Origin of the sequence: Nostoc sp. C110 (assembly GCF_043099725.1) — a bacterium.
GTDB classification, from domain to species: domain Bacteria; phylum Cyanobacteriota; class Cyanobacteriia; order Cyanobacteriales; family Nostocaceae; genus Nostoc; species Nostoc muscorum_A.
Genome location: NZ_CP171148.1, coordinates 6,512,912 through 6,527,685, shown reverse-complemented (window position 1 = coordinate 6,527,685; position 14,774 = coordinate 6,512,912). Strand labels below are relative to the sequence as shown.

Below are 14,774 nucleotides of genomic sequence, written 5' to 3'. Positions count from 1 at the left end.
GAAGGCGCACTGCTAGTAAATGATGATTTTTGACTGCCAGAGGAGGCTACTTGACCATTTGGACGTTGGATAATTGTTTCTAATACCCGACGCTTGGCTTTGGCATCAATACCAATTAAGCGTACATATTCCCCTTGGTATTCGCCAAGGTGTCCTTCTATAGCTGCGATCGCTTCTCTTTCTGAGGAGGCTTGAATTTGACCGGTACTAGTCCAAGAACCTGTACGGAACCGTCGTTCGTCTACGTGTTCAAGGCTAATCTTGTACCCACCAGCCAATAATTGCCGGAGTTGATCTACTACTTCAGTACTCAAACGGGTACTGGTAGCTGTTGCTGTAGAACTTCCATAACCTCCACTGCTGCCAGTAAATGATGATTTCTGACTACCAGAGGAGGCTACTTGACCATTTGGACGTTGGATAATCGTTTCTAATACCCGCCGTTTGGCTTTGGTATCAATGCCGATTAAACGCACATACTCACCTTGATGGCTTTCTATACATTCTTCCAAGCCGGAAATTACTTGATTTATGGAAGTTGCTTCAATTGGCTTGCAGCTAGTCCAGGAACCAGTACGGAAACGGCGCTCGTCTACGTGTTCCATGCCAATTTTGTAACCACCTGCCAAAAGTTGGCGGATTTGCTCTACAGTTTCGCCATTGACTTTGCCACTGCTAGAGCCGTTACCGTTACCATTACTGCTGTAGCTGCCATTGCTATGACTACTAGCCGGAGCCTTAAAATTGGTAGCTGGTTTAAAATCACCATCCGGGCGTTGGATGATGCTCTCTAACACACGCCGTCTATCTTTGTCAATACCAAACAGGCGGACATATTCGCCACTATGGTCACTTACACAGCTTTCTAATGCTGCGATCGCTTCACCGATGGATCTCGGTTCAATTGGTTGGCAACTAGTCCAAGAACCCGTGCGGAACCGTCTCTGGTCTACGTGTTCTGTACCAATCTTATACCCTTGTTCCAATAGATAGCGCAACTGCTCTATTGTTTCTGCACCCAAGCTATTGCTCGCCACTTCACTACTCCTTTCCAACTCTAAAACAGTAATACCATTACCTGTATAAGATTTAGCGTTCTCATCCCGAATGGGTGCTATACATTTGCTATCCGCAGCACAAAGATAACCAGCTCGTAGCGCCTGATTAATCCCAACCACATGATGAGCAAATTCCTTATCCTGCTCTTGCACATCTGGCAAGCGGTCAGCTTGCTGCTGGCTAGTAATTACCGCTCCCGAAGGTACATATTTACCTGGGGGAATTTCTACGTCTTGAATCAAAGCGTGCATCATCACGATGCAACCTGCACCTACTCTGGCATTAAACACTGTAGAGCGAAAGCCAATGAAGGAATTATCGCCTACATAAGCTGGCCCGTGAATTAGAGCCATGTGGGTAATGCAAGCATTTTTACCTACCCATACCGAGTATTTCTCTTGGTCATCGCCAATTACTCGACCTTGCTCTAACCCATGAATGACCACACCATCTTGAATATTAGTGTTTTCACCAAGATAAAAAGGTGTGCCTTCATCCGCTCTAATCGTAGTCCCCGGAGCAACGATTACATTTGCACCTATTCTTACATCCCCAATCAGATTGGAGAATGAATGTACAAAAGCAGTTTGATGGATTTTGGGTTCAGCTAAATTCCTTGACCACGGAGTTGGGGGTGCTGCCGTGCTGCGGACTGCCATTGCGAGATTCCTCCTATATTGTCATTTGTCATCTGTCCGTTGTCATTTGTCCTTTGTTATTCACTAATGACCAATGACCAATGACCAATGACTAAATGACTATCGATATTGATCTTTTTTGCTGTAAATCATGCGATCTTCAACATAAATTGTATCTATGATCGCCACTACCACTGCATCTAGTGGTCGCTGTTCGTTGCCAATAACTTGACGAGCAACACTACCACGACTGACAAGTACCCACTCATCTACACCTGCTCCCACACTATCTGCTGCTACCTCATATTGTGGGAGGATGTTTCCGTCTTCATCTACAAATTGTAACAACAGTAGTTTCACACCTCTGAGACTTGGATCTTTTTGGGTGCTAACTACTGTGCCGCGAACTTTAGCGACTTGCATTAAAAATTACGGTCTTCTACCGAAAGGACGAATTGCGTTCACATTTTCCCGGAATTGCTCTACGTCTTCTGTATAACGAATTGGTAGGACATATTCCAAGTTTTCGTGAGGACGAGCAATGATGTGAGTAGACAGCACTTGTCCACCGTTGACTCGCTTCACTGATTCAACACCTGCGGCTACGGAAGCTTGTACTTCCGATACATCTCCCCGAACAATTACGGTAACTCGACCACTGCCGATTTTTTCATAGCCGACTAGAGTAACACGAGCAGCTTTCACCATCGCATCAGCAGCTTCCACAACTGCTGGAAAGCCCAGAGTTTCAACCATTCCCACTGCAATTGACATTAGTTTTAATCCCTATTTAAAGTTTTTAGCTTTGGACAAAAGTGATGCTCAAAAAAGCAAAGAGCGTTAATTACTTTTTTTAAACAGCTTTTAGGTACGGAACTGTTCTACAGCTTCTGTGTAACGAATCGGCAAGACGTATTCCAGGTTCTCATGAGGACGAGCAATGATGTGAGTGGACAACACTTCACCACCAAAGACTCTTTTCGCCGCTTCAACCCCAGCAGCTACAGAAGCTTGCACTTCCGATACATCTCCCCGAACTATCACGGTGACGCGAGCGCTACCAATTTTTTCATACCCTACTAAGGTGACACGGGCGGCTTTCACCATCGCATCAGCAGCTTCCACAACTGCTGGAAAGCCTTTCGTTTCAATCATTCCAACTGCAATTGGCATCGCAGAACTCCTACAAAATTAATGCAATCTGTACTGTCGTTTGAATTTTTTGACGGGGAGAGCCTGATCTTATAGCTAAGAAAACACTTCCAATTTAAGCATAGGAAAGCTTGGCGTTCCTGGCAATATAAATTACTATAATAGTTTATGATAAGAAAGTTTTAAAAAACTTAACAAATATTTATCTAGGCTTTTGAGCAATTAAAGTTTACTGAATTACTTGAGCAGCCACTTATGCTTTATAATTTCTTTATCACATTTACAAAACGATATTCATAACCAAGGCTAATTCTATCTGGTGAGGGAAGAGCGGCGGCTGTATCTTTTACTGTATCTATCTTTCCTCGAATTTTGCTGGATGTACAACGACTAAGTGAAAAGTATATAATCTTTTCAAATATATCGTATAAATTACTCTGCTCAAAGTAGAAATACTATTGTAAAAACAGAGGTGAGGTTAAGGCAAGTAAATGCTTTTGCGTATGTAAAGTTATATTTTATCAAAGTTTAGTAGGGGAAAGGAAAGTAAAAATACTTTGGATAATTTAGTTTAAACAATAGTAAAAAAATGTTGATATTTTACTAAATTTAGTTTTTTAAATAAATAATTGTCTGAAAGATTTTTTAAAATAAAGGCTGAGTCATAAAGGTAAATTTAAATGGATCAATTTCTATTTTCAACAAGTTGGTTTGTGCCTTTATATAGCTTAATAGGCGCAATTTTGACGTTGCCCTGGGGAATAGGAATAATTCAGCGAACAGGGCCAAGACCTGCGGCATACATCAACTTGTTGACAACTGTTGTGGCTTTTGTCCATAGTCTATTTGTATTTAAAAATATCTGGGATAGAGAACCAGAAAATTTACTGGTGCCGTGGTTTAAAGCTGCTGATTTAGACTTATCTTTTAGCTTGGAACTCTCACCAGTCAGTATTGGGGCAACAGTTTTAATTACAGGTTTAAGCTTACTGGCACAAGTTTACGCTCTGGGTTACATGGAAAAGGACTGGTCGCTAGCACGTTTTTTTGCGCTGCTAGGATTTTTTGAAGCAGCGTTGAGTGGTCTAGCAATCAGCGATTCTTTGTTTCTCAGCTATGCCCTTTTAGAAGTTCTGACACTTTCGACTTACTTGCTAGTGGGATTCTGGTATGCTCAACCGCTAGTAGTGACGGCGGCGCGAGATGCGTTTTGGACTAAACGGGTAGGAGACTTGTTGCTGCTGATGGCTGTGGTGACACTTTCCACCTTGTCCGGTAGTTTGAACTTTTCGGATTTATATGAGTGGGCGCAAACAGCTAATTTAAGCCCAGTGACATCAACATTGCTGGGGTTGGCGTTAATTGCTGGGCCGGCTGGAAAATGTGCCCAATTTCCATTGCACCTGTGGTTAGATGAGGCGATGGAAGGGCCCAATCCTGCTTCGGTAATGCGAAACTCACTGGTAGTCGCCGGTGGCGCTTATTTACTGTATAAATTTCAACCATTGTTAGCACTGTCGCCAATTGCCTTGAATGCTTTGGTAATCATGGGTACGGTGACAGCAATTGGGGCGACATTAGTATCTATAGCTCAAATTGACATTAAGCGATCGCTATCTCATTCCACCAGTGCATACATGGGGTTAGTGTTTTTAGCGGTAGGGTTACAGCAAGGGGGTGTAGCACTGATGTTGCTGTTAACTCATGCGATCGCTAAAGCATTATTATTTATGAGTTCTGGTTCAGTTATCTTAACTACCCAAAGCCAAGACTTAACAGAAATGGGCGGACTTTGGTCACGGATGCCAGCCACCACCACCGCCTTTATTGTCGGTTCGGCAGGTATGGTAACGCTTCTACCATTGGGAAGCTTCTGGGCAATGCTAGGATGGGCGGACGGTTTCGTGAATATTAGCCCTTGGGTGATTGGGGTTTTATTATTAGTCAATGGCTTGACAGCATTGAACTTAACTAGAGTATTCAGATTAGTCTTCTGGGGAAAACCGCAACAAAAAACCCGACGCACGCCAGAAGTTGGTTGGCAAATGGCCTTCCCGATGGTGACTCTCACAATCTTAACTCTGCTTTTACCCTTGATGTTACAGCAATGGTACTTACTACCAGATTGGGAAAGTATTAATTGGTATGTAGCATTAGCGTTATTTGCTTCTACTGTGCTGGGAGTAGTTATAGGTTCTACAGTTTATCTGCACAAAGCTTGGTCACGATCTAGATTCTTGGCGTGGAGATTTGTGCAAGACTTATTAGGTTATGATTTTTATATTGACCGAGTTTATCGCGTAACGGTGGTGAGTGCAGTCGCACTGCTATCTAGAATTTCTGCTTGGAGCGATCGCTATTTAGTCGATGGTCTAGTAAACTTAGTTGGGTTTGCGACGATTTTTGGCGGACAAACTTTAAAGTACAGCATTTCTGGGCAATCTCAGGGCTATATGTTGACCATCCTCGCAGTTGTCAGCGTCCTGGTTTTCTTCATCGGCTGGTCATCGGGTTTACTAGATAAATTGCCTTTTTAAAGATGTTGGCACAAATTTAGTGGGGATTGTCATTTGTCATTTGTCACTTGTACTGAGCATAGTCGTCGGCGCAGCCTCTCGTAGAGAAGTATTGGTGATTGGTCATTTGTCATAGGGAAAATTCTCCCCCATTCCCCATTCCCAATTTCCCATTCCCCATTCCCCATTCCATATCTGCTTATGCTTAGTGTTTTAATTCTAGTGCCGTTAATCGGTGCAGCTTTAATTGGTTTCTCGCCTTCTGGTATCAATGGAAAATTTGCCCGTGGGGTAGCTTTGGTCTTTGCCACTATTGCTTTCTTGTGGACAATCGTACTAGCAATTCAGTTCCATCCAGGGGAAATCACTCAACAGTTTGCCGAGTCTGTACCTTGGATAGATGTCTTAGGTTTAAACTATAACCTCGGAATCGATGGTTTATCTTTGCCACTGCTGGGTTTGAATGGACTGTTAACTTCTATTGCCATCTACAGTAGCGATGAATCTCTACAGCGCCCTAAATTTTATTACTCTTTGATACTATTATTGAGCGCTGGGGTGACTGGAGCATTTCTGGCACAGGATTTACTGTTATTTTTCCTGTTTTACGAATTAGAATTAATTCCGCTATATCTGTTGATAGCTATTTGGGGTGGGGAAAAGCGGGGTTATGCGGCTACAAAATTTCTTATTTATACCGCAGTTTCGGGAATCTTGATTTTGGCAAGTTTCCTCGGCATGGTTTGGCTGAGTGGTTCCTCTAGCTTTGCACTAGCAACCTTAAACGCTACGACTCTACCTCTAGCGACACAGCTTTTACTACTAGGAGGGATTTTGATCGGTTTCGGGATTAAAATTCCCTTAGTTCCCTTTCATACTTGGTTGCCAGATGCTCACGTTGAAGCTTCCACACCAATTTCCGTGCTATTGGCTGGGGTGTTGTTGAAGTTGGGAACTTACGGCTTACTGCGGTTTGGTATGAACTTGTTACCAGAAGCTTGGGCTTATGTGGCTCCTTGGTTAGCGACTTGGGCAGTGGTGAGTGTATTGTATGGTGCATCCTGCGCGATCGCTCAAACCGATATGAAAAAAATGGTAGCATACAGTTCCATTGGACACATGGGCTATGTGCTGTTAGCGACGGCGGCATCTACACCATTAAGCGTTTTAGGTGCTGTGATGCAGATGATTAGCCACGGCTTAATTTCCGCCATGCTGTTTTTGCTGGTAGGGGTTGTGTATAAAAAAGCCGGCAGCCGAGATTTAGATGTTCTTCAAGGATTGCTGAACCCAGAACGGGGTATGCCTGTAATTGGTAGCCTAATGGTTTTGGGAGTTATGGCCAGTGCTGGGATACCAGGAATGGTAGGGTTTATTTCCGAATTCATCATTTTTCGGGGCAGTTTCCCAGTTTTTCCAGTGCAAACTTTACTATCAATGCTTGGTACTGGCTTAACTGCGGTTTACTTTCTAATACTCCTTGACCGCGCCTTTTTTGGCCGCTTGTCTGCACAAGTTACTAACTTACCACGTGTGTATTGGAGCGATCGCGCCCCAGCTGCAATTTTAGCTGTGCTGATTGTGATTTTCGGCATTCAACCCGCTTGGTTAGCACGCTGGACTGAACCAACAATTACAGCAATGGTGAATAGCCAAAACGTAGTAGTAGCAGTGTCCTTGGAGAAAGCAATGGGGACTGGGGATTAGGGATTTTTAAGAAGCAGAGGGACAGTGGGCAGAGGAAATAACCAATGCCCAATGCCCCATGCCCAATGCCCCAATCCTAATGCCCCAATCCCTATACTTTTTGGAGAGATAGCAATGGTAACTATTAAAAAGAAAGCGGCTCACAATCCCTTAGCTGAGTATATTGAACGACTGCAAAAAGGAGAAGCATTACTCCCCAATAGTCCAGAAAATGTACTAGAAGTAGTTGGTATTCTTAAAAGCTATGGTGTGGTTTTAGATGCCTACTCAAAAAATCTTAACTATATTGCCGAGCATCAATTTTTAATATTTTTCCCATTTTTTAAATACTTTAATGGAGAGGTTTCTGTTGAGAAATTACTTCGCCACTGGTGGCATAATCGAATTAATTTTGAGTATGCCGAATATTGTATGAAAGCCATGATGTGGCACGGTGGTGGTGGACTAGATACATATTTAGATACAACAGAATTTAAGGAAAGAGCGAAAGCCGTTATCGCCGCAAAATTTAAAAATAATCCTTTAGTTACTGGTATTAACCAACTGTTTCCAGATTTCTTAACGGAACATTTACGTGTCTCTGCTTACTACACAGGTTTAGGTCAATTTTGGCGAGTCATGGCTGATATATTCCTCAGCTTATCAGACCTCTACGATCAAGGCAAAATAAAATCGATTTCTGAAGTTGTAGAACATATTAAAGCAGGGTTAGTGGCAAATGCGTCAAACCCAATTACCTACGCCGTCAAAATACGAGGTGAAGTCTATGAAATTATTCCTAAAAGCGTTGGTTTGACTTTCTTAGCAGATACAGCAATACCTTATGTAGAGGCAGTATTCTTTCGGGGAACTCCTTTCCACGGTACAGTTTCATACAACGCCCAAGGTTATCAAATTCCCCCAGATCAAACGCGATTTCAGTATGGCGCATTATATGCCGATCCTTTGCCCATCGGCGGCGCAGGTATTCCTCCCACATTGTTGATGCAGGATATGCGTCATTATCTTCCAGAGTATTTGCATGAAATTTATCGTCGCAGTCTTCGGGGTGAAGATGATTTGCGGGTACAAATTTGTATGAGTTTCCAAAAATCGATGTTTTGCGTGACAACAGCAACGATTTTGGGACTGATGCCTTATCCTTTGGACACTAAAGATCCAAATGAGGAAAAAGGTAATCGAGTTTATTTAGAGAAGTGGATGAGTCGTTTAGAAACTTCGCGGTTGCTAGATGTCAATAAATAACTGAATTTATACAGAGAAATTTCAGATGCTTCTCAATCGCTATAAAAATTTTCACCTAATTCAGCAACTTGACCCAGTGCAAGATCATTGCCGGATTTATAGCTTGATGAATGGCTATGAGTTTCCTTGGGATATGACGCGATCGCTCGAAGTAGCTTTGATGCGAACTTATTGCGTTCCTAGTATTTCTAAATTGCTGAATCAGACAGGAGAATTTACCCATTGTCCGCAAAAACGCTACGATGATACGTCAATAATTGTTGGAGAGATGATTAAGTGGGGCTATGATAGCGATCGTGGCAAAGAAGCCCTGCAACGCATGAATGCACTCCACGGACGCTTCAAGATTGACAACGGTGATTTCCTGTATGTACTTTCAACCTTCATTTTCGAGCCTATCCGTTGGAATGCGCGGTTTGGTTGGCGGCTGATGTGCGAACAAGAAAAATTAGCGTCTTTTTACTTCTGGCGAGAAGTAGGTAAGCAAATGCAGATTCAGAACATCCCTGAAACCTACGAAGAGTTGGAGCGCTATAACCTTGACTACGAACGCCAAAACTTTCGCTATTCAGATACAAATCGTCGAGTTGGGGAAGCTACACGCGATTTATTTTTGAGTTGGTTTCCTTGGTGGATGCGTTCTGCCATCAAACCAGGTATCTACGCTTTGTTAGATGACACCATGCTTGATGCCTTTGGTTTTCCCTATCCTTCGCCATTGTTGCGATCGGCTATGGTAAGCCTACTAAGAATCCGAGCCAAATTAATCCGGTTATTTCCGCCTCGGAATCACCCTAATTTTTATATTGACTCTCCTATCCCCAGCTATCCCACTGGCTATGAAATTGCAAATGTGGGGCCAGCAGAAAATATTAAATAGTAAAGCTCCGGTTAACTTATTTAAGTGATTGGCATCTATCAGGAACTCTTGCCATATTAGGCTTCTGGTTCGATACCTAAAGAGCGCAATTGAGCAGTTAAGCGATCGGCTCTTTCCTCACCAGTCAACAACAAATTACCTTGCAAATCCCACCAACGTAGCCAAGGTAATTCCATATTGTAATATTGTCCCTGCCAAATCCCTAACTCAACTCCTAAAGGATGTATGGGATAATGTCCGCGTTCATTTGCTGTTAATAACTGATATTGTCCACCAATTAATTCATAAACTTCTACGCTGGCTTTATTCACTTCATAAATGCCGTAGAAGGGAGGACGAATCACCTGCTCATAAATCCAAAATTTCCCTTTCCAAGGAGTTTTATCTCGCTCCTCACTACCATCACCAGAGACAAATTCTAATGCAATCAATGGGGCAATAAACTCTCGCCATAATACATAAGACCTGCGCGTTTGTCCATCCAGAGTGGGTGGTACATTCCCTACATAAAACCAGTCTGGTGCTTCTGCGCCTTTTTCTGGGGGGTCAGTGATGCGCCAGTAGATACCACTATCTTGACCAATACAGTATTGCCCATCAGGGTGACGTTTTTGCAATATCGGTTTAATCGAGTCCGTTAGGAGAATGCTTTGGGGATGTTCCTGAAAGTTTCTCACGAAAGTACCGTCAGATTCAGGAAGCTGCGTATGGTCTGGAAACGGGGTCAGCGCGGTGGATGGGTCGGTTGCAGAGGTCATAAGACTACCTTTGCAGGATGTAAGGGTTGTTTTTTAGTTTAGCAGTGGAAGGGGAGATGGGGCGATCGCTTACTACTTGCCGACTAATGCCAGTGCTTGATTGATCACACGGTCAGAAAGATACATTCCTGATGAACGTAAATTCTCTATAACTGGTCGTGCCATTGTTATTTTGCCACGTTGCTTTGCCGTCAATACTATACCTAATGTTCCTCGTACAGGAATTCCCAGTACTGCTGCACATCTACGAGCAGCAAGATCATCCATAATTGCTTCTGTACCAGGGTGTGTATACGCCCAAGTCAAAACAGATGATTCGCCTTTGCCTAAATCCCAAGATTGGATAATCTCAGGAGTTGAAGGTGCTTCTACAACTGTTAACCAGTTTGTTTGTGAAAGTGCTATAACAGTCGGGTCTTGTACACCTCTTTGCTGAATTTCAACAGCTACTGCTGATGGAACTAAAACCTCTTCACCCAATAACTGCAACAAATCCAGGAAACCACCTCTAGATAAAAAAAATTAAAGGTGAAGCACTAATTACAGGTGGTTCAGCCACGTTCTAATTCCCGTTGTAAGTCATCAAAATCAACAATGAAGGCATCGATTTGTTCACGAGATAGAGCCAAAAGAAAATCTGTTCTATCTAAATCGGCGATATTAGCTGCCTTCTCTTGGGAAATTTCACCACGTCCATACCAGTGTATGGCCGCAGCCAAACGCAATTCACGGACAAACTCATTAGGTGACAGGCGCAGAGCAGAGAATATTTCTTCGGGTAGCTCTAAAGTGACAGTAGTCATAAAAGTTATGCGGGGTAAAAGCCTATTTTAGAATTCACTATATAAAAAATAATTCGCAATTCGCAATTAAATACTTATGCCCCGCCCTCAACGCGAACTCAAATCAGGCTTTTGTTATCACATTACTACCCGTTGCAATAACCGGGAATTTCGGCTGACGCGGTTAGAATGTCGTGAAGTTTTCCTTTATGCCATTAAGAAGGCACAGAATAAGTATAAATTTAAACTTTATGCTTTGTGCATTATGTCAAATCATGTGCATTACTTGATAGAACCACAACAGCCAGAAGATTTGCCAAAAATTATGCACTGGCTCAATTAGTATACTGCCATGTGCTTTAATCGAATGTTGAACCGCACAGGACATTTTTGGGAAAAGCGATATCACAGTACGGGTTTTGCCAATACCGATCAACAACGGGCTTTGAATACTTTGCGATATATTCACGCTAACCCAAAAGCGGCGGGAATGCAGCAGGGTTTTTTCTATGACTTTAGCAATTATGGCACTCATGATCGCTTGAGTAATGATGGCATAACTCAATGGCATCCAGCATTTTTACGTTTGGGGCGAACTTTGGAAGAGTGCGCGGCGAGATATCGCAGATTTTGTCATAAATATAAGCCAAAAGCAAAACCAGAGAAACGAAATTATTGGGGAAGTCGTTTTTTGCCTTCGATGATTAAGAGTGGGAAGGCTAAAAAGTCGTCGCCTGGGCAGATGAGTTTACCTTGGCATAAGCAGAGGGTAACGGAATCTACTGAAGTGCATGAGGTAGCGGAAAAATTTTAAATTGTTATCAGCCGCCCGTGCCAGGTATCGGATTTATGAAATGTTGATTATTGCGTGGAAAAAGACGCTGCTATAAATGTTTACAAACTTCTGAAAGCTTTATATGTTACATTTTACAAGTCTCGACGCGAGATAAGAGAAACCTTCCAGCCTCCAAGCCCCTTACCTTTTGATTTCTCAAGAGAAGTTCTATGAAGTGAAAAGGACGTGTAGGGCAAGTGCCCTACGGGGGCAGAGACATCATATTTTACGTTTTCTAATCCAATCCACTGATAATTCACTCTCCACTCCACTTGATCGCCTAAGCTTTTGAAAGCTTGGTATTGTCTGTCACTATCATCCCTAACTCTACCACCAAAACGTGCATATATGCTTATGAAGGGGGCGAAAATCTTCTTGAAAGGTGAACTTGTCCGACTTCCTTCTAAAATTCCCCCCACATCGAGATATATTTTTTTCTGAACACTAAACCCAAAGTGTCCATTGCTGTAATTTATCCACAGTTGATCGATAATACTCAAGTCTTCACAAGGAAATTGCTGAATGTCATTTATATCTAAGTAGCCTTGTTTTTCCCGTTCCGCTACTTTCAACATCACTTTAAATGTTTCCTCGTCAGCTTCTTTCCACATACCTGCTGCTAGGTAGTAGGCGAGTTGATGATACTGTTCCGGTATGCGAAACCGGACTAGGCGGAATCTGTCTGAGGTTTCCCGGAAATAACAGATTCCTGCATCACTAAATCTATTTCTAGTTCTCTTACTCAACCAGGCACAAAACGCATTTCCTTGTGCAAAGCTAATTTCACCTACTTTGACTTCATTAGTTAAGTCGCTCTTGGTAGTCTCTAACAAAAACAGGCGATATTCTACGTCGGTGATTTCAGTATCATCTACCACTTGTCTAGCCCAGGTTTTTTTACCTGCCTTTGTCGTGGCGATCGCAGATTGGCCTTTATTCTCTAAAATCCCTACAAAACAATCTTCATTCAGGCGGTTTAGCCGTTTTTCCAGTTGCACTGATGCTGCTAACTTAAAAACTTCATCGTCATCTGACTTCAAACCCTGTTCTACCTTGTCGAGTAGTTCCTGCCCTTTTTCTGGAGTACCTTTGAGCTTGTTCTGCCAACAATCGTAAGCAAGGGTTAGGGTGGCTACAGTTGGGTTGTTCAATGCAGCGTTAATCAGTTTATCTACTCTACTCTGACCTGCATAAAACAAAATGGTTTGTCTTCTCCAATCTAGATATTGTTCATCTTTTGTAAAAACTTTTAATAAATCAGGCTCATGCTCTGCCTTTGTCAGTTCAACCGCAGTTAAATATTCTTGAAACGTGCGATGCGTAAATTCATAGATTCCTTCTTGTTCGCGATCGCTCAATAGTTCTCGCACACCAATATCATCTTTTTCGATAAAATATTCTGGTTTAAACTCTTGTCCTCCCTGAACCATCTGAGCTAGTTCTGCTTGAAGAAACTCTTTTGCTATAAAAACATTAGTATTACTATCGTGATTTTTATCATCTAGCGTAAACTGAAGTACTTGGCGTTTGGTCATCTCTAGTGCGAGTGCCTGTAACGCTTCTTGCTTTTGCTCTGGCTTGAGTGGATATGGGTTAGCTTCTGATTGGGTAGTTTCAGTAGATTGCCGTCCTTGGAGAAGCACATCACAAACCTGCTTATAAAGACCTGTTTGGGTTGGAGAAAGACTCGTTTTCTGCTTGTAAGTATTAATAATCAATGCCAGTAACAGCGGGTTAGTTGCCATCAAGCGCAGTGAACGAACTGCATCAATTCGCTGCACCAACTCATTTTTTTTGGATTCAGCAATTTTCTTCAGCTTTTTTTCTGAGTGTTCCTCAGAATTTTTACGTTTTTCGAGATTGAAATACCAGTTGAAAACAAAACTATTGCGCTGTTGAGTACTAAATGGTCGTACAAAATAAGTTGGGGTATTTGGCAGAGGAGCTTTATTGTAAGCTTGTGGACGCGATGTCAAAATAAAGGGTAAATTATGCTGATAATCTTCGAGTTGCTTATCAACCCAAGTACTTACCTTCTTTCGCTGCTGATCATCTGCAATTTCATCAAGTCCATCTAACATCACCAAACATTTGCCATCTTTAAGCTGCTTGTTAAACCACTGCGTTTCAGTTTTGAGTAATAATTCCTGCCCAGGTTTTAATGGTTCCTGCGGCTGAGTTTTTGATTCTTTAGCTACCAACGATATGGCGATTATTTGAGCTAGAGAGGAATTAGTATCTGTAATTTTGTCAGCAACATCTCTCAATCTCAACAAAACAGGAACAAGTTGAGGCAAACCTCGATACAATTTTGATTGTTTTCGCAAAGCAAGCAGAAGCGTAATGTGCCTTAAAAGTGTAGTTTTTCCAGAACCAGGTGCGCCTAAAATCACCAGTCGTCGCCACGTCGAATTTTTTTTAGTAATCCCTCTCAGCAGACTGCCAATTTCACTTTCCTGCTCAGTAGTAAGAGTTATAGAGGTCACATCTTGAGGATTAGACGCTGGTTTTTCTGAATTAAAGCCCAAGGGGACAAACACATTTTCCAGATCCAGTCCTTCGCCACTAAATCCGCGCCCCTCATATTCTTTACATTTAGCTATTAGTTCCTCAAGATACTCTGCCCCAAATCGATCTGTAAGTGTTGTCCACCATTTGGGAATTTGAGTAGCAAGTAACCAATCCAAAAACTTATCGATGTATGGACTTAATTTATTACCAAATTTGATAATTAACCAGAAACCTCCAGCCGCAAACATACATAACCCGGCCTTCTTCCACTCTGACTTGCGGGCAAAATCAATTGCAACACCAATCAAAGCCCCAGGAATACCGAGGCTAATCAGCTTGGAATCAAGAAGTTTCCAAAAACTTTCCAGCGTTATGGGTGCATTCTGGTCTTTTTGGTCTTCTGCCATCGATCGCTTACCAAACTTGTTTATAGGAGTATAAGCGATAACTACTTACGAAAATATACTTAATAAATGATTTAAGCAAATTTTAATGAGATACTAGGCTTTTAATAAATCATCAAAGAATTAGTCAACTTAAGCCCCGGCAAATAGAATTTGCGGCTACACAGGCAAAGTCCGCAAAGGCGGACTAAAGTCAAATTAGGGGTTTGAAACACAGGATCGGTAGCTTTTGTTTGTGTAGACGCGGTTTTTAACAGCCTGTTTCTTATATTTTGTCTTTCCTGTCA

13 protein-coding genes and 1 pseudogene are annotated in these 14,774 nt (G+C 42.2%); 6 read left to right on the top strand and 8 right to left on the bottom strand.

Annotation, left to right across the window (positions count from 1 at the left end):
* Positions 1–59: 59 nt before the first annotated feature.
* From ACFFRD_RS33025 to ACFFRD_RS33010, 4 genes and pseudogenes are all read right to left on the bottom strand, one after another.
* A pseudogene (locus ACFFRD_RS33025) lies at positions 60–1,718 on the bottom strand (ribulose bisphosphate carboxylase small subunit); the annotation flags it as partial.
* A 99-nt stretch (positions 1,719–1,817) separates the two neighbouring features.
* Complete coding sequence (locus ACFFRD_RS33020) at positions 1,818–2,120, bottom strand: EutN/CcmL family microcompartment protein (RefSeq protein WP_012410634.1); 303 nt, start codon at positions 2,118–2,120, stop codon at positions 1,818–1,820.
* 6 nt (positions 2,121–2,126) lie between these two features.
* The gene (locus ACFFRD_RS33015; protein WP_010995041.1) at positions 2,127–2,471 is read right to left on the bottom strand and encodes a carbon dioxide-concentrating mechanism protein CcmK; all 345 of its coding nucleotides are present in this window, start codon (positions 2,469–2,471) and stop codon (positions 2,127–2,129) included.
* A 90-nt stretch (positions 2,472–2,561) separates the two neighbouring features.
* The gene (locus ACFFRD_RS33010; RefSeq protein WP_012410633.1) at positions 2,562–2,870 is read right to left on the bottom strand and encodes a carbon dioxide-concentrating mechanism protein CcmK; all 309 of its coding nucleotides are present in this window, start codon (positions 2,868–2,870) and stop codon (positions 2,562–2,564) included.
* A gap of 659 nt (positions 2,871–3,529) precedes the next feature.
* Here ACFFRD_RS33010 and ACFFRD_RS33005 point away from each other — a divergent pair.
* The 4 genes from ACFFRD_RS33005 to ACFFRD_RS32990 all read left to right on the top strand — a co-directional run bounded on the left by ACFFRD_RS33005 (position 3,530) and on the right by ACFFRD_RS32990 (position 9,197).
* Complete coding sequence (locus ACFFRD_RS33005; RefSeq protein ID WP_392480053.1) at positions 3,530–5,386, top strand: NAD(P)H-quinone oxidoreductase subunit F; 1,857 nt, start codon at positions 3,530–3,532, stop codon at positions 5,384–5,386.
* A 180-nt stretch (positions 5,387–5,566) separates the two neighbouring features.
* Complete coding sequence (locus ACFFRD_RS33000; protein WP_392480052.1) at positions 5,567–7,072, top strand: NADH-quinone oxidoreductase subunit M; 1,506 nt, start codon at positions 5,567–5,569, stop codon at positions 7,070–7,072.
* 114 nt (positions 7,073–7,186) lie between these two features.
* Positions 7,187–8,317 (top strand): CO2 hydration protein, encoded by a 1,131-nt coding sequence (locus ACFFRD_RS32995; protein ID WP_392480050.1) that lies wholly within the window; start codon positions 7,187–7,189, stop codon positions 8,315–8,317.
* Positions 8,318–8,342: 25 nt separating this feature from the next.
* A complete protein-coding gene (locus ACFFRD_RS32990) occupies positions 8,343–9,197 on the top strand; it encodes an oxygenase MpaB family protein (protein ID WP_392480048.1) in 855 nt (284 codons plus the stop codon).
* A gap of 56 nt (positions 9,198–9,253) precedes the next feature.
* Here ACFFRD_RS32990 and ACFFRD_RS32985 read toward each other — a convergent pair whose 3' ends face one another.
* From ACFFRD_RS32985 to ACFFRD_RS32975, 3 genes are all read right to left on the bottom strand, one after another.
* Complete coding sequence (locus tag ACFFRD_RS32985; RefSeq protein ID WP_392480046.1) at positions 9,254–9,955, bottom strand: Uma2 family endonuclease; 702 nt, start codon at positions 9,953–9,955, stop codon at positions 9,254–9,256.
* A gap of 72 nt (positions 9,956–10,027) precedes the next feature.
* A complete protein-coding gene (locus ACFFRD_RS32980) occupies positions 10,028–10,447 on the bottom strand; it encodes a DUF3368 domain-containing protein (protein ID WP_392480045.1) in 420 nt (139 codons plus the stop codon).
* 59 nt (positions 10,448–10,506) lie between these two features.
* Positions 10,507–10,758, bottom strand: a complete 252-nt coding sequence (locus ACFFRD_RS32975; protein ID WP_163930595.1) for a UPF0175 family protein — start codon at positions 10,756–10,758, stop codon at positions 10,507–10,509.
* Between the two features lie 76 nt (positions 10,759–10,834).
* Here ACFFRD_RS32975 and ACFFRD_RS32970 point away from each other — a divergent pair, with 76 nt between their 5' ends.
* Both ACFFRD_RS32970 and ACFFRD_RS32965 read left to right on the top strand, forming a co-directional pair.
* A complete protein-coding gene (locus ACFFRD_RS32970; RefSeq protein ID WP_392480043.1) occupies positions 10,835–11,080 on the top strand; it encodes a transposase in 246 nt (81 codons plus the stop codon).
* Positions 11,081–11,104: 24 nt separating this feature from the next.
* Positions 11,105–11,551, top strand: coding sequence for a transposase (locus tag ACFFRD_RS32965; RefSeq protein ID WP_392480041.1), 447 nt, complete (start codon positions 11,105–11,107; stop codon positions 11,549–11,551).
* 113 nt (positions 11,552–11,664) lie between these two features.
* On the opposite strand, the gene ACFFRD_RS32960 is transcribed toward ACFFRD_RS32965, so the two are convergent.
* Positions 11,665–14,490 carry a GUN4 domain-containing protein gene (locus ACFFRD_RS32960; protein WP_392480039.1) on the bottom strand — a complete coding sequence of 942 codons (2,826 nt, stop codon included), beginning with the start codon at positions 14,488–14,490 and terminating at the stop codon, positions 11,665–11,667.
* Between the last annotated feature and the right edge of the window lie 284 nt (positions 14,491–14,774).

What these genes read in the sequence shown, in the direction of transcription:
- ACFFRD_RS32960 (WP_392480039.1), bottom strand. Translation starts at nt 14,490, where the DNA reads ATGGCAGAAGACCAAAAAGACCAGAATGCACCCATAACGCTGGAAAGT.
- ACFFRD_RS32990 (WP_392480048.1), top strand. Translation starts at nt 8,343, where the DNA reads ATGCTTCTCAATCGCTATAAAAATTTTCACCTAATTCAGCAACTTGAC.
- ACFFRD_RS32995 (WP_392480050.1), top strand. Translation starts at nt 7,187, where the DNA reads ATGGTAACTATTAAAAAGAAAGCGGCTCACAATCCCTTAGCTGAGTAT.
- ACFFRD_RS33010 (WP_012410633.1), bottom strand. Translation starts at nt 2,870, where the DNA reads ATGCCAATTGCAGTTGGAATGATTGAAACGAAAGGCTTTCCAGCAGTT.
- ACFFRD_RS32970 (WP_392480043.1), top strand. Translation starts at nt 10,835, where the DNA reads ATGCCCCGCCCTCAACGCGAACTCAAATCAGGCTTTTGTTATCACATT.
- ACFFRD_RS32985 (WP_392480046.1), bottom strand. Translation starts at nt 9,955, where the DNA reads ATGACCTCTGCAACCGACCCATCCACCGCGCTGACCCCGTTTCCAGAC.
- ACFFRD_RS33020 (WP_012410634.1), bottom strand. Translation starts at nt 2,120, where the DNA reads ATGCAAGTCGCTAAAGTTCGCGGCACAGTAGTTAGCACCCAAAAAGAT.
- ACFFRD_RS33015 (WP_010995041.1), bottom strand. Translation starts at nt 2,471, where the DNA reads ATGTCAATTGCAGTGGGAATGGTTGAAACTCTGGGCTTTCCAGCAGTT.
- ACFFRD_RS32975 (WP_163930595.1), bottom strand. Translation starts at nt 10,758, where the DNA reads ATGACTACTGTCACTTTAGAGCTACCCGAAGAAATATTCTCTGCTCTG.
- ACFFRD_RS33005 (WP_392480053.1), top strand. Translation starts at nt 3,530, where the DNA reads ATGGATCAATTTCTATTTTCAACAAGTTGGTTTGTGCCTTTATATAGC.
- ACFFRD_RS32965 (WP_392480041.1), top strand. Translation starts at nt 11,105, where the DNA reads ATGTTGAACCGCACAGGACATTTTTGGGAAAAGCGATATCACAGTACG.
- ACFFRD_RS33000 (WP_392480052.1), top strand. Translation starts at nt 5,567, where the DNA reads ATGCTTAGTGTTTTAATTCTAGTGCCGTTAATCGGTGCAGCTTTAATT.